This window comes from Nonomuraea sp. NPDC050540 (genome assembly GCF_044457485.1).
Classification (GTDB): Bacteria; Actinomycetota; Actinomycetes; order Streptosporangiales; family Streptosporangiaceae; genus Nonomuraea.
Window position 1 is genome coordinate 86,885 of the sequence record NZ_JBITHA010000002.1, and the last position, 25,661, is coordinate 112,545.

A 25,661-nucleotide genomic window follows, 5' to 3' on the forward strand; every position below is an offset into this window, starting at 1 on the left:
CTGCGACGCGCCGAAGCCGGCCGACGTGACCGCCCTGGCGACCCGAGCGGGCGGCACCGGTCAGGTGACGAAGGCGGTGTATCGGCCGTTGTGGCCGAGGAGGCCGGCGTGCGTGCCGGTCTCCACGACGCGGCCGTGGTCCAGGACGACGATCTGGTCGGCGTTCCGGACCGTGGACAGCCGGTGTGCGACGGTGATCGTGGTCCGGCCTCGGGTGAGCAGGTCGAACGCCTCCTGTACCGCTCGCTCGGTCGCGGTGTCCAGCGCGCTGGTGGCCTCGTCCAGGACGAGCACGCGCGGGTCGCGCAGCAGCGTGCGGGCGATCGCGATCCGCTGCCGTTCGCCGCCGGAGAAGCGGTGCCCGCGGGACCCGACCACGGTGTCGTAGCCGTCCGGCAGGCCGGTGATCAGATCGTGGATCTGGGCGGCGGTGGCGGCCGCCTCGATCTCGGCGTCGGTCGCCGACGGCCGTGCGGACCGGAGGTTGTCGCGTACGCTGCCGTGCAGCAGGTAGGTCTCCTGGCTGACCATGCCGACGGTCGCGGCGAGGTCGGCGAGCGTGAGGTCGCGCAGGTCGATGCCGTCGAGGGTGACCCGGCCGCCGGTGGGGTCGCGCAGCCGCGGTACGAGTGATGCCAGGGTGCTCTTGCCGGCTCCGGTCTCGCCGACCACGGCCAGCGTCGTCCCAGCGGGTACGTCAATGGTGACGCCGGCGACCGCGGCCGCGCCGCCACCGGGGTAGGCGACGGTGACGTCCTCGAAGCGCAGCCGGCCGGTGACGGTGGCCGGGTCGATCCGTACGGGGTCGGCTGGGTCGTCGATCTCGACCGGTAGGTCCATGTACTCGAAGACGCGTCCGAAAAGGGCCAGCGAGCTGCTCACCATGGCGCCGGTGTTCAGCAGGCCCATCATCGGCTGGAGCAGCGCCGACTGCAGGCCGGTGAACGCGACCACCGTGCCGATGGTGGTCGTTTCGGCGTAGCCGGCGCCGACGTAGATCATGGCCGGGATCGCGGAGAACAGGACGTTCAGCGCCACCATCCGCCACCGGCCGGCGAGCTGGGCGCGGAGCTCGAGGTCGACCAGGCGGGTGGAGATCTCGGTGAACCGGGCGACCTGGCCGGGCCCGGTGCCGAGCGTCTTGATCAGCTGGATGCCGTTGACCGAAAGGCTCTCCTCAACCGTGACGGTGAGATCTTCGTACTCGAGCTGCCGCTGGCCGAGTATTCTCCGGCGCAGCGCGGCGACCTGGCGGGTGACCAGCACCGCCGGTGCCGTCACCACGAGTGAGATGAGCATGAGCCGCCAGGACAACGCGGCCATCGCCACGGCAACGGCGACGGCCGTCGTGAGCTGCAACGCGGCCGAGGAGGCGGCCGAGATGATCACGTTCTGCAGGCCTCCGACATCGTTGGCGATCCGCGACTGCACCTCCCCGGCCCGGGTCCGGGTGAAGAACGCGAGCGACTGCCGCTGCAGGTGGGCGAACACCTCAGTCCGCAGCCGGTGCATGATCCGCAAGCCGACCCGGGAACTGATCCAGCCCTGCACCATGCTCAGCACGGCGACCAGCGCCGCCACCGCGACGAGACCGGCACCGAGCTGGTAGAGCAGAGCAAGGTCGCGCCGTGGCAACGCGGTGTCGATGACCGCCCGGACCAGGAACGGTGACACCGTCCCCACCACGGACGTGGCGACGGTGACCGTCAGCATCAGGACCAGCGCCGGCCAGTGCGGCGCGAACAGCCCGCCCAGCCGGCGCAGCGGCACCCTGTGCTCGGGGGCGGCCGGCTCGGTCACCGACCCCACCGCACGGGCAGCAGCAGGGATGGGATCTGCGGCGCCGCCAGCCGGAGGTAGAAGTACCCGATCCCGGCCAGGCCGAGCATCAGGTTCGGGCTCTCCTCACTGTGGGTTCCGCACGGCCAGGCGCCGGTGCTCGCGTTCCGCTCCAGCCCGTGGTCGGCGACGAGCGATGGGATATCGCGGCCGCCGGCGTCGGCGCCGAGGATCGCGCCCGCCTGCTGGAAGGACTCCGCGTTGCCGGGGAGCCCGTGACAGAGCGAGTAGTCGGCGCCGCCACCTTCCAGCAGCCGGCGCGTCACCCGCTCGGTGGTGGCGAGCGCCGTGGTCGCGTCCTGCCGCCACCGCGGCTCGCCGAGCTGCTCGTAGGCGTACAGGCGGGACAGCGCGATGCCCGGGGCTCCGGTGCACCACAGCGGGGTGTACACGCGGGCCCGGCCGGCGTCGGTGTGGCGCCGGAAGTCCGGCCAGTCGCCTTCTTCGACGCTCAGCCAGCGGTTCTCATAGCGCATCGCGTTACGGGCGGCTGTCGCGAACGACTCCTCACCGGTCAGCCGGTACGCCTCGATCAGCGCGATGGCCACTCCCGCCGCGCCGTGCGAGAGTCCGGTGAGATCTCGCTGAGCGGGTATCCGGAATGAGTGCCAGGACCAGCCGGTGCGGGTCTTGCGGGCGGTTCGTAGCAGCCAGCCGGCGGCCGTCGCCGCCGCCTCGGCCAGCGCGTCCTCGCCGGTGTAGCGATGTCCCAGGACAAGCGCCAAGACGGTGCCTGCCATGCCCGACATGAGATCGAACTCCGGCCGGCCCGGCGACTCGACGTCCTGCCCGTCGACCGCCTCGACGAGCCGGCAGACCTCACGCAGCAGGCCGGTCCCGGCGTGGACGAACTCCGCGGCGTCCAGCAGCAGCCCGGTGCGAAGCGCGGCCACCCCCATTCCGGACCAGCCGGTGTAGAAGGCCACGCGCATGTGGGGATCGAGCTCCTCGCGCCGGGAGAACGCATGCCGCATCGCCGCCAGCGCTGTCGGCCGGAACTCATCCTGGCCAGTGGTTGTGCACAGCTGGGCGAGGAACAGCGCGACGCCGCTGCTGCCGGCGTACAGGTTCGGGCCGAGCGCCCGGTAGGTCAACGCGAGCCTCGCGCCGTTCCGGTTCCGCAGATCCAGCGGTTCGGCTCCGACCCAGTTGCAGCGGTCTCCCGACCAGATGGCTTCGGCCACCAGCCGGGCGCCGATTCCCACCGCAGCCGACAGCTGCCGGTCCGCGGTGTCGGCGGCGGGGCTGTGACCGGGCGCGGTCATGAGACGCCAACCAGGTCGGGACTCAGGTGCGCGGCGTCCAGATCGATGCGGGCTTCGGCAAAGCGTTCCTCCACGGCCGCCAGTACGGTCGTGTCGTCAGCCCATCCCGATTCGTGCGAGCGCACCAATGCCTCGGCGAGCAGCCGGCAGCGATGCTCCCCGAAGCTTCTCCCTGTTCCCGGGTCTTCGGCGAAACCCAGACCAGGGGCCAGCTGGGCGGTGAACACCGGCGTACGCGGGGAGAGGAAGCCGGCGATCTCGGCGTGCAGGGCGAGCATCAGATCGGCCAGCGCGGGATAGTCGTCGCGGGGCAGATAGATGACTCCCGCGTCGCACCGGATGAAGGTGCTCGGGTCGTTCGGCACCTTGAGGTTGAACGCCGCTCCCGCGGAGTTGAGCAGCCGAGTCGCGGCCGCGACGAACGGGGCGGCCCCGTCCGGGCGCAAGTTCCAGTACAGGCGTACGGGCCTTCGGCTGTCCATCGGGCGGTCGCCGCAGGCCAGGTAGAAACCGGGAGAGACCCAGAAAAGCTCCTTGGGCAGCCGTAGTGCAGCCCACTCGCCGGCGGCCGGTGCCGTCAGGCTCAGCTCGTCCGCCATGACGGTCAGTTCCAGCCCGTTCTTGACGACCATCACTCCGTACTCGTCGGTTCCCCGCACCTGCCAGCCGCCGTCCAGATGTCCCTGCCCGCAGTTCGCCGCCGACAACGCGGCCTCGAAATCGTGCCGGCTCGCTGACAGCCTGTTGACATGCCATCGCGTCCGCTCGGCTCGACCGTGTCGGTAGAAGTCGGTGTACAACCGGCTGGACAACTGGTCCACGAGATAGTCCCGGGTCGCGCGCGAGCTGAGCGTACGGGCGGCGTGGGCCGGCGGCCGAGCAGACATCACGCCGAACCAGGAGTAGCGCGCCGGCGGGTAGATGCGGGTGGCGGCAATGGCCTCGGCCACCAGCGCGCGGGTGTCACTCATCACTTCCCTCTCGCGGAGACAGGCCAAGCAGGTGCTCGGCCGCTTCTTCGGGCCTGGCCAGCACGTTCTCGGCCAGTTGGGTGAGGCAGACCACCACCGTGGATACTCGGGACAGGGGCTTGGTCCGCTCGCACGCGGTCTGCAACAGCCGTGCGCCCGCGTAACGGACGCTGCGGATCAGTGCCGCGTCCGCCGTCGCGGCGTCCCACCCGCGGGCGCGCGCGTAGGTCGCCCAGAACGCCCTCATCGCATCGTGCATGCGCCCCAGCGGGAAGCGAGCCTGGTCGAGATAGTGGTCGGGTTGCTCGCTGCCGGTCAGCGGAAACGAGATCAGCCAGTGGTGCAGGTAGGAGGAGAAGATCGAACCGGTGTCCCAGCAGGCGTCGCCGAGGTTGCCGAGCTCCCAGTCGACGAGCGCCAGCCGGGTATGCCGGCCGGAGGTACCGGCCGCGAGGACCACGCAGTTCTCCAGCTTGAGGTCGTGGTGGATGAAGGCATCGGTCCGCCAGCCGGCGCGTAGCTCCGCGAGCGCCGCCCGTAGTTCCGGGGACGACTGCACGATCCGCACCAGCCCGATGCCCGCGTTGCTCATCTGGCGATAGAACGCCGTTCCCGGCCGGTCCAGTCGCAGCGCCCAGGGCAGGTAGCCGGGAAACTCCGACGGTCGTTCCCGCGCCGGGCCGGTGGCATGTTCGTGCAGATCGGCGAGCGCGGCCCCGAGCCGGGCTCCGAGGGTGACCGGAAAACGCCGCGTACGGGCATGGTGGGTGAGTAGGTCCGCTGCGTCCGGGAACAGTTCCAGGACGAGCACGCCGTGGTCTGCGTCGAACCCCAGGCAGCGTGGCACCGGCACCGAGGCTCCGCTGGAAGGATGTCGCCGGGGAAGCGAGTCGAACAGCGCATAGACCGCTGCCTCGTGTGCGGTGGTTCCCGGCCCGGTCCAGCCGGTGACCGGCTGGACCGGATCGGACCTACCCTGCTTGACGAACAGCCCGACCGCCGGGTCGGCACGCACAATGACGTTGCTATGACGGCTGGACACATCGACCATGCCGAGACCGCCGTCAACTACCGCGTCCGGGTGAACATGCTGCCGATCCAGCAGATAGCCGGTCAGCTCCGATAGGCCGAGGACCATGGGTTAGCAGCCGAAGGTATTGCTGCATACCTGGAGGTCGGTCGCGCAGCCGAAGTCGGTCGGAAGCGCGGTGGTGTGGCAACCGTCGGTCTCGATCCGGCAGGCCGGAACGTGCATGTTGTTCGTGCACGTGACGGCTTCCGAAAACGCCGCTTGTGGAAGGTACGGCCGGCCGTGCTCGACGAACGGGGTGACGTCGGCCGATTGAAGGTGCCTGGCGACAATGCCGCCCTGCAGGAAAGACGCTTGTGGGTTCGAGGCGAACCCGTTACTGCCGAACTGACTGCGCATGTCGCTCCTTCGATGACGGCGGCGATCGATTCACCGCCACCTGTGCGTCGCCGTGCTCGCTGGGGAAGGCCCAGCGCCTCACACAGTTGGGCGTTCCATCGCGTTCCAGCGCGTTCCAGCGGAACCGGTACTGCCTGGTGCCTGGGCCTGGGCGCGGCCGGACTGGGTGGTTGTCCACCTCGCCGGCCCTTCGCCTGCCCTGCTGCTGTTCGGCGCTGAGCGCGCGCTCCTGATCCTGGTCATCTCCACCGCCTTGTACGGTTCACCGGAGCGCAGCGAGCGGGCCTTCCGGCTATTGCTCCTGGTTCGGAACGCGCCGGAGCCGCGAGCCTCCCAACGCCACCGCAGCAGGTGAGTCCACGCGCCTGGTCCAGCCCCTGAGCGGCAGTGGGACGGTCAGCCGCTCCTAGTGCGACGCCCACCAGCGCGTATCACAAGCTCCAACCGGTCCTGCTTCACCGCTGACGACGGTCACCACGTTGAGCCGGTGAGCGCGCGGTGAGGCCGTGGTGAACGTGGCCCGCCAAGATCAGGGCCATGGACCTGTTCACACCGAACGTGTGAATCCGAGACGGCCACAAAGCGCCCGTCGCGGGCCTCTGGCAGGCCGATGCAGACAATGGCCAGCCCGGTCTTGTCCGCAACCAGCACCTGAGCCGAAGGAGATAGTCATGCGAATCCCCCGCTTCCTGCCCGCCCTTCGCACCACGTTCCTTCCCAAAGGCCGCCGCCGTCGCGGCCCTCGCCACAGTCCTCACCACCGCCGGTTTCGGAGCCGGCGCCAACGCCAGCACCGGTGCCACCTCGTGTGAGTACCTCATTACGACTGACACCATGGTCGGCGTGAACTGCGACGCCAGCCCCGCACGACTGTGGCGCGTTGTCGGAAAATGGTGCAGCTCCGGCTTCAACTGCGACACGGTCCTGGGCAATTGGTCCTGGAACCGCTCGAGGTCGACCGCCTACCACCCTGGCGGCAAGCACTTCACGCGCTGGTGGATCATGACGCAATAGATGTACGTGGCCGAGATCTTGGTGACACCTGGTCGTAGGTAGCTGATCACCCGCGAAGCGTCGTGGGCGAGGCTCCACGGCAGCGGCGTCCGCAGGTCCTGTCCGGCTCGCCCAGGGCGCGGACGGACCACGGGGCGGCGATTCCCCGGTGCGCAGAGGTCAGCGGCTGAGATCGCGGCCCTGGGTGGGGTCGCGGCGCGTTCGGTGGCGCGGTGGTCGGGGCGTGACGTGCATCGGTTGATGTCGTTGTTCCCGCAGCGCATGTTGTCGTGGCGTTGCGAGATCTCGTCAGTGCCTTGATCGTCGGCGCTCTCCCTGTGCTCGGAAGCGCCGAGTCGGGTGTACGGCACGGCTGGTGCGCGTTCTCGGAAGCCCACGGCACGAGGGCTTCCGAGAAGCGGTCCTTCTCAGAAGTCGCCGGCCTGCGGGAACAAGCCGTAGCGAGAAATCTCGGCAGGATATGACCACGACCCCCGGGCTGCCAGGCCCCGCCGGCGACCCGGACGATCGATCTAGTGCGTTCCGTAGTGATCGGTGCGATGTGCGGATCCTCGGCTGTGTACGGAATCTCAATGGAAACTGACATCATCCACTGAGACAGGCTGGGATCTCAGCGGATAACGAGGGGGCGGCCTTCGTGGGTGAGCGAACGCCGGCGGGGCGGACACACCACGGCCGTGCTCAGCCAGACCAACGCCATGTAGGTCCTCGCGAGATTGCCCGGTGACGGGGGATCACCGACGCGGTCCATGAACTCCCCGATGCCCTCGCCCGTGATGGGCGCATGCGCCTGGCGGACGAGATCAACCCGCGATCGCGGCAACCTGGCGCCAATCCGCCCGATGGTCTCAGCAACACTTTCGAGGACGTTGCGGACGGACGAGCCAGGGAACCAGGCCGCGGATCCGGCGCACCGCTCCTGCTGCGCGGCCACGCCCGGGAATCGATGAACGGTTGGCCAATTCCCCGAAATCCGCACAGACACGATCATCTACGGCTGGGCATACCGCCGATATACCACCGCTCCCTACGATCCTCGCGATGGATGCAAGTAGGGCAACGAAAAGGGCATCATGCGACTGAGCACCATACTTCGGCATGCGGCGATCGTCGGGACCGCGGGACTGACGTTGTCGATCGTCGGCGCCGGCGGCGCTTCCGCCTCTGCGTCGGCTGACAAGACTCTCAGCGGCAGTTGCGAGTCGGACCCCAAGGGTTTCAGCGGCTCGGCACGCTACTACTTCAACGGCGTAGGTCGTGACGTCTTCACCAAGTTCACGTACACGGTGGGTGGTCGCGCTGGATCGAAGACCGACGTGGCCATCGATGTCTATTCGGACAAGAACAACGCACCCGACACGTGGTGGAGCGGTTGGAGCACCGACAAGGCCAAGGTGGGCACGAAGAGCGTGACCGTCAGCATCCCCGCCTCGTCGAAGGACAAGGTCTACGTGAAGTTCTGGGTCCGCTGGGACCTTCCGGGCCTCGACCCCACGTGCAGCTTCCAGACCAAGCGGATCTAGCGGCCGATGAACCACCGCGCACTTGTCGCGGCCCTGCTGGCGCTGGTGGCGGTCACATCGTGTTCCACCGGCGGTGAGCAGGAAATTCCGCCGGTCTTCGTCGCCGCCTCCTCGACGGGGGCGATCGTGTACGACCCGAAGACCGAATCGCACCTCGGGTACGCCTCGGACGGGCGGCACGTGTGGACAGGCAAGCAGACTGCCGTCTGCGCGGCCCGCTGCCCTGAAGCGGCCTTCTCCACCGCTACCCGGAAGGTGCTGAGCCGGCGTGGCGACGCGGACGCGGTCGTCGCCGAGGGAGACACGCTCCAGATCCAGCGTTCGGACGGCAGGCAGGAGAGCCATCAGGTCGCCAGCGTGGAGAACGTCCTCTGGCGGGAGAGCCCCGACCGGACGACGGCTCTGCTGCTCTATGCCGACCCCACGCTGCCCGGCGGTGAGATCCTGCGCTTCCGGCGCGACGCTCACGGATGGCGGGCTACAGGAGAGCGCGTGCCCGCTGGGGGCTTCTGGGGTGGCTGCGTCGGCGGAGACTGGGCGGTCCTGACCGGCGAGCGCGGAGGGATACTCAAGGACAGGACCGTCGTTCCCCTTCAGGTCAATCTCGACCAGCCGGGGGAATGTGTGGCCGGTACGCGAGGGGGCGCGGTGGTGTCCCGCTACGTCGACCAGCGCGGAACCCATCACACCGAGGTTCGCGGCATCGACCCGAGCGGGCGGCAGACGTGGTCGCGCGATGTCGCCGCTCGGGCCGGTGTGATCGTCGATCCGTCCGGTACGGCTGTCGGCCTGGTCCACGATGGAGAGCTGGAAATGCTCGGCATCAAAGGGGAGGTACGCGAGCGGCGCGAGGACGTGGTCGCGGCCAGCTTCACCGAGACGGGCCGCCTGGTGACGGTGAACGCCGACGGCAAGATCACCTGGGCTGCATAGAGCTCACTCACCGTGGCCGACGGCCACGGCGCCGCCGCGCTTAGATCGGGTAGCGGCGGACGTCACCGGAGGTATGCGCCACGCGGGCGGCTGGTAGCCGGTGAGGCAAGTGCAAAGGCCCGAATCACGCAGGTCCGCGTACCAGGGGTTCAGGCTTTTCACGATGCGGTGGTGGCGCGGCGCGTGTGGTTCACCCCGTCCTGAGGGCTTGTCTCGAAGACGGCCTCGCGCCAACGTAGCCTCGCGTATGGCTAGGGCGAGCAGCCTGCCTGGGCTTGGGTTCCCGGATGGTGTGCGGGATCAGCGCGACATGGCGTGGGATATCGACCGCGCTGGGCCCGGAAGATCGCCTCAACCACCGCGCGGGTACGCACGTCGCGCCAAGTCCTGTCCCGCCCCGGAAGAACAGGAACGCCTCACCTCAGGGACAGGCTCCGCTCGCGCGCCATCGAGGGCTTCGATGGTCTCGCCCCCGACGCCGAGGTGGTTCCTGAGGGGTTCGGTAGTACGCACCGGTATCTCGGGTGGTGCGCGGCTCTCCGCGGTGGTGAGGATCTCACCCCCAAGATCATCTGGGCGTACGGCAGCGCCCAGCTCTCGCCCCTACGGTGGGTGATGGGCCTCCTGCCGGCAGGAGTGCGTGGCGCTTCTTCCGCTCCGGACCTCCTCTCCACCGGACCATCCTGTGAGCAGTCCGAACGGGCGAAGGAGAGTGAAGGCGCCCGCTCATGATGACGCAGGCCGCTCCCCCACGCACCCGCCCTTCCGGGCCGCGGGGAGCGACCTTGTTCCTCATGGAGCACAGGAGACAGTCCACCGGAGCCGGTGAGACAGGCGCCAACCGGATCACCGGCCGGTTGGGCTGGGCGGCCGGATCCGGCGATTACGCGCCAGGAGGGATGAGGCAATCGTCAGGGGCGTAGCCGGACCTACCTGTGGGACACCGACGCAGAACGTACCGCGCGACGCATCTGCACCACACTCGCGCGTAGCCTCACACCCGCCGAATGGTCGCAGTACATCCCCGAACTGACCTACCGCAAGACCTGCATGACGTAGCGGGGCGGTGCTGACGGCGCACTTCGGGCGCTCCTTGAAAGCAGCGCCACACCGCCAAGAGGATCTTCGACCGGCTCGCCTTCGGCGGCGCGGTCATCGAACGCGAGCTAAGGTCCAGCTGGTGGGTATCCATCAACCGCCAGTGCGGTGGAATGGGCGTATGGCTATCCGATCCCCCCGCGTGCCGCCGCGTGCGGCCATCGCCGCTGCCGCCGCGGCCCGGGCCCGCCGGGGCTTCCGCGACATGGCGCCGCCTCCCGCACTGCGTGAGCCGTCGGCCCCTGAGCCTTCACCCGCACTGGAGCCGACCTCGGCCGCGCCCTCGCGGCGCTGGTCACGGCTGAGATTGGCCGGCCTGATCCTGTCGGTGATGGTGATCGCGGGCTGTGCGGGGATGGCTGCGGTGGTGCCGGAACCGGGCTGGTTACGCTGGCTGCTGGCCGGCATCGCGCTGGCGGGAGCGGCCGGCTGGGTGCTGGCGTTCCTCGTCGGCCCGGCGGCATGGCGCCTGGCTGGGGAGAGCGCCCCGCTGAGCGCGGCCGAACGCGCGCAGATGACGGTCGCCGAGCGGGTAGAGGCGGTCAACGCCGCCCGGCACACCCTGATTCAGGCCGCGACCGGCCTGGTGGTGATCGGCGGTGTGGCCTTCACCGCATTGGGCCTGTGGTACACCGCCCGCACGGTGGAGACCGCTCAGCAGGGGCAGATCACCGACCGCTACACCAAGGCCTTCGAGCAACTGGGCTCGGACAAGATCGAGGTGCGGCTGGGCGGCATCCACGCCTTGCGGTTCCTGTCCGTCGACTCCCCCCGCGACCGGGAAATCGTCATCGACGTGCTGAGCGCCTTCGTCCGTAGCCGCGACACCTGCGCCCTGCCCTCCGGGCAGAAGACGAAGTCCCTGCCCAAGCAGTGCACCACCACCGACCCCGACGTCCTCGCCGACCTTCCGTACGTCCGGCCTGGAGCCGACGTGCGCGCCGCCATGAACATCGCGTCCGCGATAGCTAGCGAGCGCGTGGGGAACGTCGTCGTCATTCCAGATCTTTCCGAGGTGCGTTTCCCCCGCACTGACCTGCGCGGCCTACCTCTGATCGGCTTGAACATGGCCGGCGCGGACCTGCGCGGCGCGGACCTGACCGGCGCCGACCTGACCGGGACGTTCCTGACCGATGCGGACCTGACCGGCGCCCTCGGCGTGAACAGGTAAGGCGTAGGGGAGATGGCGGAAGCCGATGAGAGTACGAGTCGTGGGTCGGGGCCGAGGAGGATCCGTACAGCCGGTTCTGTCACGAGCCCAGGTCGGCCTCGACCGGCGGCGACCTCCGTTACCGCAGGTCATTGCTACCGGAACCCCAACGAGGTGGGGCACCACAGCTGGGGATGAGTCCGGCGGTCGGGTTCGCTTACCACGAGTGGCCAGCCTGCGTGCGGCGGCTCAGTCTTCGCTGCCCAGGACGGGACGGAACCAGTAACAGAGTCCGGCCACCAGGATGACGCCGAATCCGGCCCAGCCGAGCCAGGCGGGCGAAGGATGAACGTGTCCGCGGAGGAAGACGACCGCCATCAGCGACAGCGCGGCAACGAAGCCCACGGTGGCCGTGGTGAACAGCCCCCACCAGACCCGCTGCATGTTCTGGTACAGGACCCAGACGGCGGAGCTGGGAGGGCGGACGACGATGCCGCGGCCGCGCCGGAGTGCTTCGGGTGGGGCGTGTTCACGCGACTGTTCCGGCACGAGCAGAATCCTTTGCGGCCAGGCCACGGCTCGCCTCACGGTAGGCCGGGCAAGCGCCCCGGTAAATAGCGCCGGCCAGGCCGCTATCGGACACCCCGCCGCCCTTGAAGCGCGACCAGGCCCGCGATATGACCGAGTTCTCCGGTGGAACGGGAGACCCTGCCATGGTCGAACGCTCGCGGTGCCTGGACCAGCCCAACGAGATCCTGGTCACGTCCATGTGCCTGGACGAGTTGTCCAAGGACATCCGCGGTGAGCTGTCGAGGCCGACTGCGGTACGGGAGCCGTGCCGGGAGCGGGACTGTGTCAGCCTCAAGAGCGTTCACACGCTCTGGTTGGACCTGCTGTCGCACCTCCCCTGCGACTCACGCCTCGGTGCCGCCTTCGACGGGCGCATGGACGTGCGTAACCTGACCACGGTCTTCGTCGGCGGAGACGGGCGCAGGCGAGGAGTCCACGCCGGTGACTTCTTCTGGAGGGCCGGAGCGACCTTCGTCCAGGGAGGCCTGTCGGGGATGACGAACGTGGGCACCCACCGGGCGCCTGCCTTGGACACCGTCCAGACCTGCGATGCGACCGGCATCATGGAGGGGCGCCTGTGCGGCGAGATCGTCCGCACGCGGAACCCCGAGTTGCGCGACGCGCGGGTGTTCGGAACCTACTGCCTGAGCTTCGAACCCTCGCGCGAAGGCGGCCAAGGCGCCGTCACCGGCACGCTCGAAGCGGTGGTGATCCGCGACTGCCCCGATCGGCCTGACGAGCCGGAGTGCGTCGAGTTCCCCGTACTGGGCGCCGGGGGTCCCAATCCACGCGTCGAGGGCCCCTTCACGATCGAACTGCGCGACTTCACGGGAGCCACGGCCCCCGACTCGGCCGTGGTCACCTGGAGCGGCATCACGGGCCTCAACCTGAACTACTCCGCCACCGTGACCTGCGCCGCCCCGGCCGGGCAGGTTGAGCTCACGCTCGCCCGCTTCGCCCAGCCCGCGACCGCCACCGCCTACGACGCCGCGGGGAACGCCCTGAGCTCGGCGGTCATGACCGCGCCACAGGGCGTCACCCAGACGCTGGCGCTCACTGGGCCGGGCATCGTCAGGATCGAGCTCACCTGCCCCAATGACGAGATCATCCTGTCGCGCCTGTGTCAGGTACTGGATCCCCGCTGATCGGACACCGGAGCCGGCGGCGCTTGCCCCAGGTGCTGGCGAACCACACCGTGAAGCGCTCGGTAACGAGACCGCCCGAGGTGGTACATTGTTACCATGGTAACAGTCGAACGCACGCAGACAGGCATGCGGCTTGAGAAGAACGTGCTCAAGGTACTCAAGGGGCTGGCCGAGTACCTCGACATCTCGCTCGGTGACCTGGTCGAGGGCATCGCGCTGCACTCCTTCGACGGCAAGGCGCCCTTCACGCCCGCGACCCTGGCCAAGATCGAGCAGCTCAAGGTCGTGTACGGCTTGACGCTGACATCCGCCGACGCGCACCGGCTGGCCGAGCGATGAGCGCCGCGCAGTACACGCTCACCGGACGGCTGGCGGTCGCGCTGCCGCCCGGGGAGGCATTCACGTTGTTCACGCCGCGCGGCGAGGAGCGGTGGGCGGCCGGATGGCGGCCCCGGTTCCCGGCGAAGACCAGTGACGACTCCGCTCCCGGCACGGTCTTCGAGACCGGTGCGGATGACGACCGGACCATCTGGGTGGTGGTCGAGCGCGAGCCCGCACGGCGCGTCTCGTACGCCAGGGTCACCCCCGGCTCCCGGGCCGGGACCGTCACCGTGGAGGTGGACGCGGACGGGCAGGGCGGCAGCACGGTACGGGTCACGTACGGCCTGACCGCACTCACGGCAGAAGGCCAGGCGCCTCTGCGCGAGTTCGCCGAGCGCTATCCGGACTTCCTGCGGTCGTGGGAGGTGGAGATCGCCCGCCATCTCGGGCCGCGCCGCCGACCGCGGACGCCCGGTCGTCATCAGCCGCACCACGAGAGCGAGGACCTCGGAACCGCTCTCAGATGACGCGCACCAAGAGACTCCTCACCGCGACCGACGCGCCGACCGTCTCTGCACGATTACTCGCTCGCCTCTGCACAGGTCCGGGACGTGGTCGGCGACCTTGCCCGCGCCGATGTGCCGGGGTGGCCGCGGCCACCGCCTGCTCGACGATCGCGGGAAGGTCGAGATCGGCGGGCAGGCCGGGAGTCTCGGGCGCGCCGAGCGGCGCGGTGGGCGTGGTCATCAGTGGTGGAATCCGATCCGGGACACGTCCGAGGGCAGCTCGGCCGGTTTGCCCGCGGTCAGGCGGTGCAGGGCGCGGCGCATGTCCTCGGCCAGCAGCGCCATCTCGTCCCTGCCGATGCCGTGCCGGATGAGGATGCGCTGGATCACCGTGTCCTGCTGGTCGGCGGGCAGCGGGTAGGCGGGCACCTGCCAGCCGCGCATGCGTAGCTGGTCGGTCAGGTCGTAGAGCGTGAAGCCCGCTCCGGCCGGGTCCTTGAGCTTGTAGGAGATGGCGGGCAGCGCGCCCCGCCCGTCGTAGAGCAGCTCGAAGGGGCCCATGGCGGCGACCTCCTCGCCCAGGTACTGGGCGGTGGCCGCGCAGGCCTCGTACACCTCGCGGTAGCCCTGCCTGCCCAGCCGCTGGAACAGGTAGTACTGCGCGATGATCTCACCGCCGGGGCGGGAGAAGTTCAGCGCGAAGGTCGGCATGTCGCCGCCGAGGTAGTCGACGCGGAAGATCAGGTCCTCGGGCAGCAGCGCGGGCTCGCGCCATACCACCCAGCCGACGCCGAGCGGGGCCATGCCGTACTTGTGGCCGGAGGCGTTGATGGAGGCGACCCGCTCGACGCGGAAGTCCCACACCAGCTCCGGATACAGGAACGGGGCGATGAACCCGCCGCTGGCCGCGTCCACGTGGATCGGGATGTCCAGGCCGGTCTCGGCCTGGATCCGGTCCAGCTCGGCCGACAGCTCGGCCACCGGCTCGAAGTCGCAGGTGAAGGTGACCCCGAGGATCGCGACCACGCCGATCGTGTTCTCGTCGACGTACTGGGCGAGCTGGTGCGGCCGCAACCCGGTCGCGCCCTTCTCCAGGGGCACCTGGCGGATCTCGACGTCGAAGTAGCGGGCGAACTTGTCCCAGCAGATCTGCACCGGGCCGGCCACGATGTTCGGCTTGTCGGCGGGTTTGCCTTCGGCCAGGCGCTTCTGCCGCCAGCGCCACTTCAGCGCCAGCCCGCCGAGCATCGCCGCCTCGCTGGAGCCGGTCGTGGAGCAACCCATCGGCGACGCGCCGGCCGGGGCGTTCCACAGGTCGGCCAGGATGTTCACGCACCGCGCCTCGATCTCGGCGGTCTGCGGGTACTCATCCTTGTCGATCATGTTCTTGTCGAGGCACTCGTTCATCAGCCGATGCACCTCGTCCTCGGACCAGGTGGTGCAGAACGTGGCCAGGTTCTGCGCGGCGTTGCCGTCCAGCAGCAACTCGTTACGGAGCATCTGGTAGACGGCCTGCGGACGCGATGGCTGCTCCGGCATGCGGTTCTTCGCCGCGACGCTCGTGCCCACCGGGCCCGCGAAGAGGTCGGTGGCGTCGTCGGCCTGCTTGTGGTCCGTGGCCTTGTGCAACGCCATGATCCACTCCCCCGTCCGGCTGAATATCTTGATCATGGGAGACATGCCCGACGACGCATCAACGCATCGGCACAACCGGCCCATAAACCCACCAAAAAGTGGACATACAAGGGCGCTTTAGACTTCTGGGCGGCACAGGCCGCGGGATGGCTGGGCCGAGCGCTTCCAGCACTCAGGCTGCGGCCCGTGGGGCTCGCCCCACATCTCAAAACCCGGCGCAGAGAGGCGCAGGCAGGGGATCCACGTGGATTTCGCTTGATGGGAAAGTGGCGGCATGGAGACTGCGAGCCGCACGCTGACGGCAGATGTGATCGCGGCGCTGAGGTACTGGCCCGGCGTCATCCACAGCAGCCAGAAGCATCCTCCGGACCCAGCGGATCTCACCGTCCTGCCTCCGTTCTTCAACGAGGTGCTGCGAGACCTGCCCTGGTGGAACCGTAACTGGAAGGTCATGCAGGTCGAGCCGGGCACCCCCTTGGAGATCGAGAGTGATCACGACCGTTCCATGACGAGGTTCACAGAGGTGTCGGTGCCAGGCACCGCCGGAACCGACGCCGGAGAGAGCCTGCCCTTCGTCGCGAAGGTCAGATTCCGCGGGGATCGGCTGATCCGGTTCCAGGCCAAGATCGGCGACATGGTCGTCGGCCCGGCACAGACACCGGCCGGGCGACTGGAGCCCCATCCGTTCGCAGCGGTGTTCAGCCGGCTGATGGACCTGCGCGGAATTCCAGTGAGGGACATGGCACGGCGAACCGCCAGGTCGATGTCCACCATCCACATGCTTCGCAACGGCAGGCTGAATCCGCATCCCGTTCTCGCCGAGGAGATCGCCAAGGCCTTGGGCATGTCCGCGGCAGACGTCGGCGCGATCGCCGGCCTCGACGACAGCGGCGGCGACGGCAAGCCGCCCACCGGAAACAACGATCTGCCTCATGACCGAGGGGACTCGTCAACCTGACCGGACTCCGCCTGAGGCACGGAACCCAGAGCCTGATGGCCGCCTCATGAGACGTCCTCCCAGTGAGCCGCACAAGGTCTGGTGACAGCTCGAACGGGGGCTGTTCATCACCTGAACCAGGCAATCGAGTGACGTCGCAATTGTTCCGGGATATAAGTAGACCCATGAGCGAACTGGAGAGCATGCGCGTAGAACTTCGACACCTCCAGGAGCAGGCGGAAAAGTGGCTGAATACAGGGCTCGCATTCAAACTCGATAATGACGCGGGCGAGGTGGGACAGACCGAACAGGTCATGACCGCGTTAAAAGCCATCGGAGAAATGCGGACGCGCACGGCATCGTCGCTACTCAACGTCGCTTTCCTCGGAGGATTCTCCTCCGGAAAGAGCTTCCTCATCAGCGGACTGCAGCAGCGTCTCGAATACACGCCTATTCCGGAAACCGACGGAACGATATCGGACCAGTACATAGGCCTGCTGCATTCGGCGGCCAAGGCCTCGACGGCCTGTCCGGCCACGGTGGTGCCCGTCGAGGGCGAGGGCGAGAAGTACTCCGGCCGGGGCTTGATGCGGGTGAGGTTCGAGGGCGAGAGCGAGTGGGAGGAGATCGGAAACTCGCCCTCCCCTGGAATCGTGGCGGCCTACACCACCCAGGACCCCCGGGTCATCGCGGACTGGCGCCCGCCACAGCATCGGCAGCTCAGAGTCGCCGAAGCGGAGATCCTCCTGGGGTCGGCTCCCCTGCCCGCGAAACTCTACGACCTCCCCGGGCACGGCGCACAGAATCCGGAGCACGAGAGGATCGCGAACGAAGCGTGGGTCGCGGCTGACTGTTTCGTCTACACCATTCAGGCCACGCACACGCTGTCGCTGGTTGACATGGAGCTCATCCGCCGCCTCCGGAATCACCACCTCGATTCCAAGAAGCCGGTCATCTGGGTGATGAGTGGAATCGATCGCGCGGCCATGAAGAACATCTACGACAAGGCCGAGTGGAAGGACGCGATCGAGACCAACAACGCCTTCATCCGTAGCGAGTTCCCGCTGCCGCCGGACCAGATCGACACGTTCTTCGGCATCGACGGGTTCCTCCCCGTCTCACCGGCCTGGGAGGCCCTCGGGCGGTGGCACGAGCGGGAGGGCGAGCGCGCGGCGGCCAGCAGCCGGAAGGCGATGAGCCAGATGGACCGCTTACGGAAGGCGCTGACCGACGTCATCGAGGCCGGGGCCGGACGGCAGCATCTCATCGCGATGTCCAGAGAGACGCGCACGCATGTCTTGCGCCGCTACCACACGCTCACGACGCTGCTCGACTCAGCGCAGACGCCGCTGAGCGAGCTGTCCGACCGGCACGTCGACCTCAGGCGCAGGCTGACCCAACTCCAGGCGGCGATGGCCGTCGTCCACAAGCATCTGGAAACCTCCCTGGGAGGCCACTCCCGCCGGGTCAACCGGAGCTTCGAGGGACTCGAAGCCCATCTCCACCACGAACTGGACGCCGAGATCCGCAACGCCGACCTCACGAAGGAGAAGGAGGCGCTGCGCATCGAGGCCCGCAAGGAGAACCTGCTGAGGGATTGGGCGAACGACCGGGGGCCCCGGACGATCTGGGAGGCCGAGTACAAGAACTTCACGGGCAGCGCGCTGAGGCTGGTCCGTGAAACCATCAGCGAGACGAACTCCTCCGAGGGACTGGTCGCGGCCACTTCCAGAGTGGACCTTCAGCAGCTCACGATCCCGCCTTCGCAGCGATACCGGACGAGCACTCAGGATCTGGTGCAGACGATCTCCGGCGTCGTCGGGGTGTCCACACCTGTCCTGGCGGCGATCGCCGCGGCGGCCGGACTCGTGGGCAGCCCGGCCCTGCTGGTGTCCGGTGGCGTCGCGGTGGTGGCCGGCGTCATGTACGGCGCGATTCGTCGCAGCAAGAGCAAGTCCACAGCGCTCGACCATCTGCGTACCGAGTGGATCGAAAGCCTTGACAAGACCGCCGAGCACTTCCGGGGGGCCTACGCGTTCGCGGTTCAGGAGCAGGGCACGCTCATCATCGACCGGGTGGCCGAACTGCTCTCCGAGCGCCGGGAGGAACTGTCGCGCGAGATCATCCTCATCGAACACCGGCTGGCGGAGCCGCAGAACGCCGATCGCAGTGATCTTGTCAGCCGTCTGGCGCCGCACTGCGAGGCGGGGAAGAAGCTGCTGATCGCGCTCAAGGAGTTCGGCTGAGTGCCGAGGCGCAGGCGTTGATGGCCGCCCCGGTACGTGTGAGGGTGGTCAGCGACGGAGGGGGTTGAGCGATGAGATCGTTCACGGGCAAGATGGCCGTCGTCACCGGAGGCGGCGCCGGGATGGGACGCGAACTGGTCGTTCAGCTGGCCGCCGAAGGCTGTTCGGTCGCCGCGTGCGACGTGGACGAGGCCGGGCTGGCCGCCACCGCCGAGCGCGCCGCCGAAGCCGTACCCGGCGGCGGCGAGGTGCGGGTCACCACCCACCACTGCGACGTGTCGGACGAGGCTCAGGTGACGAGGTTCCGCGACGAGGTGGTCGAGCGGCACCGGACCGGCCATATCAACCTGCTGTTCAACAACGCCGGCATCGGCGGCGGCAACAGCTTCGTCACCAGCTCGCGGGCCGAGTGGGAGCGTACGTTCGGCGTCTGCTGGGGCGGGGTATACACCTGCACGCGGGCGTTCATGCCGCTCCTGATCGCCGGCGATGAGGGGTGCCTGGTCAACACCAGCAGTGTCAACGGGTTCTGGGCGGCCGGCCCCGGTCTGCCGATGAGCGCGTACAGTGCCGCCAAGTTCGCGGTGAAGGGCTTCTCCGAGGCGATGCTGACGGATCTGCGGATCAACGCGCCGCACGTACGGGTCGCGCTGGTGATGCCTGGGCACGTCGGCACGGAGATCGTGACCAACTCCCGCCGGATCCACGGCTACTCCGAGCCTGACGACATGACCGCCGAGGAACTCGCGGACACCCGCATGCACGCCGCCGCCGTCTCGGGCATTGCCGCCGAACGGTTGAGTGATGAGGAGATCCGGGCTGCGGTCAAGAGCATGGGTGAGTGGTTTCGCGACACCGCGCCGCTGTCGGCCGCCGGCGCCGCGACCGTCATCCTTGATGGCGTACGCGCCGGCGCGTGGCGCATCCTGGTCGGTGATGACGCCCACGCGCTGGACGCGGCGATGCGTGCCGACCCGCTGGACCTGTACCGGCCCGACAGCCCGACCCTGGCGGCCGTGTTCCCCGACCTGCTCCGTCGCGAGGAGTGACGTGGATTCGGACCGACCAACTCGGCGCTCCGGGCAGGACGCGGGCACCGGCGGCGACGCCCCTCGCGTGTGTCGCGGCGGGACTCCGGCACCGCGGCCAGGATCCGCATCCGACGCGCACCATGACCGCCGGCGGACCGGCTGTCCTTTTGGGCCTGCTGGGCGGCGGTCGCTCGTACGATGGCACCGAGCAGGCGGAAGGCAGGCCGGCGGCGATAGCCTGTCCAGAAGGCTCTGGTGGAGAGGAGCGGGGTGGGCGAGGGTGATGCGCGGCTGCGAGACACGCTTGCCTCGGCCGTAGGGGCGCTTCAGGGGCCACGGCATCTCAATGTCGTCGAGCTCGGGGCGACCGGAGTCACCACGTTCGACGTGCACCGCGACGAGTCCGGCACCCCGTGCGCGGCGACAGGGCTGATGCTGCCGTGGCACGAGCTGGGCACCCCGCTGGAGCAGCGGCGGATCGCCAGGGCCGCCGGCGGGGTCAGCGACGAAGCGGTGATCGTCGTGTGTTCCGCGCCGGGTCAGGAGTTACCGGAGCTGGCGGCGTCCTGGCTGGCCGATCTTCGGCCGGGTTCGGTGTCGACGCGGGTTTCCGGTCTGTCGGTCGCGGCGCTCCTGCGGGAGATCCTGACCGACGAGCCGCTCCAGCAACCGTACGGGCTGCTCGGCCTCACATCGGATCCGCTGAGCGGTAAGCTTCGGCCCGCTGCCGTGACCGTTTTCCCGGTGGGCGCGGCCCGTGGCGCGACGGCTGAGATCGTCGCGCAGGCGAGCGGAGAGGTGGTGTTCGCCGTCGTCTCCATGACCGAGAAGCACCCGCGCCCGGTCGCCATCCGAGTCGCGCAACTGCCGCCGGGGCGGCAGGAGGTGCGGCTGATGCTCGGTGGTCCGGGCAGCGTGGAGTTTTCCTCCCCTGCCTTGTTCGCAGAGGACGGCCGGGGCTGGGCCGAACTGGTCGTCGGGGCGTGGCCGCTGATCGGCGCCCAAGGCGGCCGGATCCACCTCGTGGTGGGGATCGAGCTGTCCGAGGACAGGAGTCTCGTGACCCGTCGTATCGACCTGGTGCGCCGCGTCATCCACGAGGCCGCGACCGGGATCACCGAGTGCCTGGTCTCGCTGGTGCCGTACGCGACGCATTCCTACGACTGGCAGGTTCCGGAGCGTCCCGTGCGGCCAGGATGCTGGCTGGCCTCGCCGGAACGCGCCCTCACCGCCCTGGAGCGGCTCGAAACCCAACCGGTCTATCCCGACGGCTATCGGGACGCGGCCCAGGTGGAGGACATGCTGGCCGAGGTGGTGACACGGCTGAGCGAGGGCAGCCCCGGCCGCACCGTGCTCCTGACCGCGGGCGACCGACCGCCACACCCGCCAGGCCGCCACGAGACGCTCCTCGCCTGCCCGAACCGCTATGACTGGAATCGCCAGACGACCTGGCTCGAACGGGCAGGAGTGGCCTTCGGTGCGATCACGGAAAGCGCTCATCCGATCTGGAGCGTGCTCGGCGCGTCCTCTCGGGCGCGAGCGGAGGAGGCCGGCGTCACCCGGCTGTGCAGCGATCTGGGGCTGGCCACATCCGGGCTCAACCGGATACCGCTCCCGCTGATCGAGGCGGCTCCATGACGAATCACCGGATCTCGCTCTGGGGGGCGCCCGGCAGCGGTAAGACCACCTTCCTGGCGGCCCTGCCCATCGCGATGATGAGGAACAAGCGGGATTGGGCCCTCGTGGCGAAGGACGATGCCTCCGGCGTTCGGCTCGCGAGCCTGACCGCCCAGCTGGTGCGGGAGCGGGAGTTTCCCAAAATGACGAACCAGCTGGAGGTGCTGGACTACGTCTTGCTCGGGCCGCCGCGGGTGAGACGTCGCGGGTGGTTCTTCCGCCGCGCGACCGTCACCGAACCGGCTCACGTGGATCTGAGCATCTTCGACCTCCCGGGAGGCGCCTTCGGAAACTCGCCCACCAGCGATCTGATCGACGACCTCACCGCCAGCCACGGCCTGCTGTTCCTCTTCGATCCGATCCGTGAATTCCAATCGGGCGACAGCTTCGACTACTTCTACGGCGTGCTGTCCCGGTTGGCCCAGCGCGTCATGGCGTCGGACGCCTCCTCCGCGCGGCTACCTCATCGTCTCGCCGTCTGCATCACCAAGTTCGACGACCCCCGGGTTCTGAACACCGCCGAGCGCCTCAACCTGATCGCAACGGACCCGGACGACTCCCATCAAGGGCCGAGAGTGTCCTCCGACGCGGCCGAAGAACTCTTCAGGTCCTTGTGTACGGTCTCCGCCAGCGGCAACGCCGACATGCTCCTCAGAGGGATCAGGCAGTTCTTCCGCCCTGAGCAGGTCCGCTTCTTCGCGACCTCGGCGATCGGCTTCTACATCGATCAGCGACGTCAAGCTTATGACTCCGAAGACTTCCAGAACATCATCCCGATGAAGGAGGGACACCGCATCCGCGGCTCCGTCCAGCCCATCAACGTGCTGGAGCCGATTCTCTGGCTGGCCGATCAGCCCGCCGCCGACGTCAAGTGATCAGGACCGGATCCTCATCCACCCAGAAGGCAGCGAGTTCGCGAAATCCTGCCAGGTAGCCGGGCGCGATCGCGTCGAGCCCATCAGCCTGTGCCCGGCTCAGCTCGATGAACGGGGGCGCGTGCGCCACGAGATCCCGCTCCGCCATCGCCGCCCACACCGCGAGCCGAACGAGCCCGTGACCGGAATACTCCCAGTTCGGCACCAGCCGGCACAGGGCTTGGACCTGATCGAGGTCTTTCAGGTCCATGAGGTCGCGAAGAACCAGCAGGTGCGCCAGATCCCGCACGTCGAGGCTGTGGGGCGTCTCATGGAATCCCAGCAGGGTGCGGTAGTTGTGAACGTCGACCGATTCAGCGAGATCCGGGTGGGATGCCCAGTCGGGAGGCACATCGAACTGGCTCGTCCGGGTCGTCCGGATCGTGTCGAGGAAAGCTGGAACATTCGCCCAGGCAAGGCGCTCGAACGCGGGCCCGGCGTGCGCGACCACCAAGGTCTGAACCCGGTCGGAGTCGCTCCGCAACGCGTCCAGCAACAGCCGCGCGAAGCGGACGTTAAGCCGGGGTGGACTGGCCAGTATCCCCAGGTAGATCTGTGATCGGCTGACAGGGTCGATCCCTTGCCGACGGGTCAGTAACTCCATGGCGAGCGCGCCGGACAGGCCAATGGGAAAGTCCGGCCTTAACTCCAGGCCGACCGCGCCGAGAAACGGGAGCAGGGTCTGCAGCAGGGCGTGCTGGGTCTCGGACTCGAGCATCGCGGTCTCTCTGAATATCCGCGCGACCCGGGTTCCCGGGAGAATCAGGGGATCTGCCCGCACTGTGTCGTATCCCAAGAATTCAGATGCCCGGTAAGGCTCCGCATCGGGCCGCCACGCCACGCCGCATGAGGAAATGTGGAGCTCTTGCGAATCTTCCGCCACCTGAATGGCCTCGAGAATGGCGTACCAGCTCTTCCGGGTGAGGTGGGCGTACCAGGAACGGGTGATGGAGAAGAAGTCCGGGATGGCGCTGACGGGGATCCGCGCCAGGCTCGGGTCGTGGCCCTCCAACGCCGTGGCCGTGTGAACGAGGAGAGTGCAGAGGTTGGCGCTGTAGACCGCGAACCTGGCAGGCAGGCCGAGCCTGATCGGCTCGTACGTCGGCGACACCAGCTCCGCCGCCCGGCTGTCCATGCACTCACGGAGGAGCCGGATGAGCAGCACTCGGAGCTCCACGAGCTCCTCCGGAGGCCGTGTGAGCAGGCGATCGGCGACGACCTCCGTGACGCGGGCCCGGTCGGCCAGGACGGCGAAACTCGCGATCGAGCGGAGCCGGGTGTCGTCGGGCGGCATGGGGAGCGGGTCGTCGGCGTTCTTCAGCACCCGCTGGACCATGCGCGCCAGCTCGTCGGCGATCCACCGTCCCACCAGGAACTCCCCGAACGAGGCGTGCAGGAACTCATACCGGCGGATCATGACGTGGCCTTCGACGGCCTGGCTCTGATGGACGAACAGCTTGAAGAAGAAGCGCCCGGCCACCTCCTGGGCGGTGGCACGGCGCCGGGCCTCGTCCGCGAACGGCAACATCTCCAGATCGCGGGCCAGGTCCTCCTCTGAGACGCTCTGCGAGCTGCGGTTGAACATCGAGAAGGCCACCATGGACATCACATACAGCTCGCGAGCGACGAGCACGCGACGGTCACGTTCGCTGAGGTGCCGGCCCCGCTTGTCGACCTCGCGTTCGGCGAACCTGCTGAACAGGCTCTCGTAGAGTTCGGTGCTGCCCATCCTGCCCCGGACTTCTCCGCCGTCGGCGCGGAACAACGCCAGCATGAACAGCAGCAGGGGCTGGCGGGCGACCACGCCGTGGGCCAGCGCCTCCTCGGTGCTCAGCGCGCGAGCCGGATTGCCGGCGTGCCAGCGTCGGAGCCACCGGCGCACCTGCTCGTCCGTGAACTCCTCCAGCCGGAGTACCACCGACTCCCGGGGGTAGCGGACCTGGTCGGCGACCGAGGAGCGGCTGGTGACGATCACAGCGGCGGGACGACCGCGTCGCGCTTCCCTGTCCTGGAAGTCCTTGACCTTCTCCAGGTAGTCGAAGTGCACGGTGGTGCTCGCCTGGAGCAGTTCGTCGAAGCCGTCCAGGAGCACCACCGGCTGCGCGGGCGCGCACGAGGCGGCCACCGTCGGCCACTCGTGCTCCACCTGGGTGAGCGTCCGCAGCGACTCCTCGATCTGGCGCTGGATGTCGGCGTCGGCCGGCACATTGCGCAGTTCCACCCGGATGACGAGGTAGTCGTCCGGCGGGAGCTGCGCGGCGAGCATCTGGGTGAGCAGTGATTTCCCCGTGCCCGGCTGGCCGAGGACCACCAGTGGAGCGCTGGTGGCGGCCGGGCTGATGAGGTGCTGGAGCAGGAAGGTTTCCAGGTCCTCGCCGGATTCCGCGCTCTGCCAGCCGCCTTCGCTGACCTGCTCGGGTTGCTCGGCCACTCGGCCGAGCCGGGTCAGCCGCCTGTAGGAGGGATTGATGTAGACGTCCATGCAGCTTGGCGGTCGTACCCCGTCGGGAACCGCGTCCGAATCGGCCAGCGGGCGGTCGACCTGTGCCTGATACTCGGTGGCGAGCGCCGAACGCAGCTCGTCGGGAGCGCGGCCCTGGGACATCCAGCGCACCATCCGGGCCAGCCCTGCCAGCATCGTCCCCGTGTCCGCGGCGTCTTGCCGGGCGGCTCTGAGCTCGTCCAGAAGCACTCGGACGCCTGCCTGATGAGCCCAGAAGGCCACTTCCGGATAGTCGCCGGCCAGTTGCCGCAGCATCTTCTCGTATCGGGTGGTCGCCAGCTTGGGCAGATCGGCCTTGAGGGCGGCCGTCCAGCGTCGGCGGGTGGTCTCGTCCGTGCTGTCCCAGGCGGTTGTGCCGGGAGCGAACCTCAGCAACCGCTCCGTCAGGGTCTCGTAGTAGGCGACGAGCGGAGTACCGACCCACCGGTCGTACATGTCGGGCAAGGTGCCGGGGGTGTTGAGCACTTCCACCAGGTCGGCGAGCCGTCCGCGCCGCACGGAGCGGCCCACCGCCAGCCCGGCCTGCTCGGCCCGCGTCAGGTCGAGTGTCGTGGAGTTCAGCGCGGTGCGATGCTCCTCGTTGAGATCGTCCAGCGCGCCGAAGAACGCGGCCACGATGACCACAGCATGGGCGGCCTCCAGCAACTCGCTGCGTTCGAACCGGGTCAGACCGGAGACACGCTCGCGAACGACCGAGACCGCGTCCTGGGCGAGGCGTTCCGCCTCCCCCTTGAGGTCGAACAGGCTCAGCGCCACCTCGCTGCCCCCGGCCGAGGCGACCGTCAGCCCGGAACCGGCGAGTTGTCCCAGCGCCCGGACCACAGCGCTCTCCTTGCCCAGGACCCGCACCGCGTCCTCATAGCTCAGCGTTCTGCGCCGCATGCGAGCAACTTACGCGAATGGCCACCCTGGCATCGGCGAACAGCTATCGAGGGCGGGCGTATGGCCGGTCAA

The 25,661-nt window shown here is 68.5% G+C and carries 19 protein-coding genes; 11 read left to right on the forward strand and 8 right to left on the reverse strand.

The annotated features are described in order from the left end of the window. Positions 1-60: 60 nt before the first annotated feature. Genes ACIBI5_RS06885 through ACIBI5_RS06905 form a run of 5 tightly spaced genes read right to left on the reverse strand, consistent with a single transcriptional unit; the run spans position 61 to position 5,504 of the window. A complete protein-coding gene (locus ACIBI5_RS06885; RefSeq protein ID WP_397243991.1) occupies positions 61-1,800 on the reverse strand; it encodes an ABC transporter ATP-binding protein in 1,740 nt (579 codons plus the stop codon). Further along, a complete protein-coding gene (locus tag ACIBI5_RS06890; protein ID WP_397243993.1) occupies positions 1,797-3,104 on the reverse strand; it encodes a lanthionine synthetase LanC family protein in 1,308 nt (435 codons plus the stop codon). Before ACIBI5_RS06890 ends, ACIBI5_RS06885 begins: the two co-directional genes overlap by 4 nt. Beyond that, positions 3,101-4,075 (reverse strand): T3SS effector HopA1 family protein, encoded by a 975-nt coding sequence (locus tag ACIBI5_RS06895; protein WP_397243995.1) that lies wholly within the window; start codon positions 4,073-4,075, stop codon positions 3,101-3,103. The genes ACIBI5_RS06890 and ACIBI5_RS06895 overlap by 4 nt, the downstream gene beginning before the upstream one ends. Further along, complete coding sequence (locus tag ACIBI5_RS06900; RefSeq protein ID WP_397243996.1) at positions 4,068-5,213, reverse strand: phosphotransferase family protein; 1,146 nt, start codon at positions 5,211-5,213, stop codon at positions 4,068-4,070. Before ACIBI5_RS06900 ends, ACIBI5_RS06895 begins: the two co-directional genes overlap by 8 nt. A gap of 3 nt (positions 5,214-5,216) precedes the next feature. Continuing rightward, a complete protein-coding gene (locus ACIBI5_RS06905; protein WP_397243998.1) occupies positions 5,217-5,504 on the reverse strand; it encodes a hypothetical protein in 288 nt (95 codons plus the stop codon). 2,087 nt (positions 5,505-7,591) lie between these two features. Between ACIBI5_RS06905 and ACIBI5_RS06910 the strand changes: the two genes are divergently transcribed. From ACIBI5_RS06910 to ACIBI5_RS06920, 3 genes are all read left to right on the forward strand, one after another. Continuing rightward, positions 7,592-8,041, forward strand: coding sequence for a hypothetical protein (locus ACIBI5_RS06910; protein WP_358153745.1), 450 nt, complete (start codon positions 7,592-7,594; stop codon positions 8,039-8,041). A gap of 6 nt (positions 8,042-8,047) precedes the next feature. Then, a complete protein-coding gene (locus tag ACIBI5_RS06915) occupies positions 8,048-8,974 on the forward strand; it encodes a hypothetical protein (RefSeq protein ID WP_397244000.1) in 927 nt (308 codons plus the stop codon). Between the two features lie 1,219 nt (positions 8,975-10,193). Continuing rightward, positions 10,194-11,243 (forward strand): pentapeptide repeat-containing protein, encoded by a 1,050-nt coding sequence (locus tag ACIBI5_RS06920; RefSeq protein ID WP_397244002.1) that lies wholly within the window; start codon positions 10,194-10,196, stop codon positions 11,241-11,243. A gap of 228 nt (positions 11,244-11,471) precedes the next feature. Here ACIBI5_RS06920 and ACIBI5_RS06925 read toward each other — a convergent pair whose 3' ends face one another. Beyond that, on the reverse strand, positions 11,472-11,771 hold the full coding sequence (locus tag ACIBI5_RS06925; protein WP_397244004.1) for a hypothetical protein: 300 nt from the start codon (positions 11,769-11,771) through the stop codon (positions 11,472-11,474). A gap of 164 nt (positions 11,772-11,935) precedes the next feature. Between ACIBI5_RS06925 and ACIBI5_RS06930 the strand changes: the two genes are divergently transcribed. The 3 genes from ACIBI5_RS06930 to ACIBI5_RS06940 all read left to right on the forward strand — a co-directional run bounded on the left by ACIBI5_RS06930 (position 11,936) and on the right by ACIBI5_RS06940 (position 13,785). Further along, positions 11,936-12,937, forward strand: a complete 1,002-nt coding sequence (locus ACIBI5_RS06930) for a hypothetical protein (RefSeq protein WP_397244006.1) — start codon at positions 11,936-11,938, stop codon at positions 12,935-12,937. 96 nt (positions 12,938-13,033) lie between these two features. Then, a complete protein-coding gene (locus ACIBI5_RS06935) occupies positions 13,034-13,276 on the forward strand; it encodes a hypothetical protein (RefSeq protein ID WP_397244007.1) in 243 nt (80 codons plus the stop codon). Continuing rightward, complete coding sequence (locus tag ACIBI5_RS06940) at positions 13,273-13,785, forward strand: SRPBCC family protein (protein WP_397244008.1); 513 nt, start codon at positions 13,273-13,275, stop codon at positions 13,783-13,785. The genes ACIBI5_RS06935 and ACIBI5_RS06940 overlap by 4 nt, the downstream gene beginning before the upstream one ends. A gap of 219 nt (positions 13,786-14,004) precedes the next feature. Here ACIBI5_RS06940 and ACIBI5_RS06945 read toward each other — a convergent pair whose 3' ends face one another. Next, a complete protein-coding gene (locus tag ACIBI5_RS06945) occupies positions 14,005-15,399 on the reverse strand; it encodes a glutamate decarboxylase (RefSeq protein WP_397244009.1) in 1,395 nt (464 codons plus the stop codon). Positions 15,400-15,673: 274 nt separating this feature from the next. Here ACIBI5_RS06945 and ACIBI5_RS06950 point away from each other — a divergent pair, with 274 nt between their 5' ends. From ACIBI5_RS06950 to ACIBI5_RS06970, 5 genes are all read left to right on the forward strand, one after another. Next, positions 15,674-16,357, forward strand: coding sequence for a multiprotein-bridging factor 1 family protein (locus tag ACIBI5_RS06950; RefSeq protein WP_397244010.1), 684 nt, complete (start codon positions 15,674-15,676; stop codon positions 16,355-16,357). Positions 16,358-16,521: 164 nt separating this feature from the next. After that, positions 16,522-18,582 carry a GTPase domain-containing protein gene (locus ACIBI5_RS06955; RefSeq protein WP_397244011.1) on the forward strand — a complete coding sequence of 687 codons (2,061 nt, stop codon included), beginning with the start codon at positions 16,522-16,524 and terminating at the stop codon, positions 18,580-18,582. Between the two features lie 71 nt (positions 18,583-18,653). After that, positions 18,654-19,631, forward strand: coding sequence for an SDR family oxidoreductase (locus ACIBI5_RS06960; RefSeq protein ID WP_397244012.1), 978 nt, complete (start codon positions 18,654-18,656; stop codon positions 19,629-19,631). 252 nt (positions 19,632-19,883) lie between these two features. Further along, positions 19,884-21,251, forward strand: coding sequence for a hypothetical protein (locus ACIBI5_RS06965; RefSeq protein WP_397244013.1), 1,368 nt, complete (start codon positions 19,884-19,886; stop codon positions 21,249-21,251). Next, complete coding sequence (locus tag ACIBI5_RS06970) at positions 21,248-22,165, forward strand: hypothetical protein (protein ID WP_397244014.1); 918 nt, start codon at positions 21,248-21,250, stop codon at positions 22,163-22,165. The genes ACIBI5_RS06965 and ACIBI5_RS06970 overlap by 4 nt, the downstream gene beginning before the upstream one ends. Here the strand turns inward: ACIBI5_RS06970 and ACIBI5_RS06975 are convergent. Then, positions 22,158-25,589, reverse strand: coding sequence for an NACHT domain-containing protein (locus ACIBI5_RS06975; protein WP_397244015.1), 3,432 nt, complete (start codon positions 25,587-25,589; stop codon positions 22,158-22,160). The two genes, ACIBI5_RS06970 and ACIBI5_RS06975, sit on opposite strands and share 8 nt — an antisense overlap. Between the last annotated feature and the right edge of the window lie 72 nt (positions 25,590-25,661).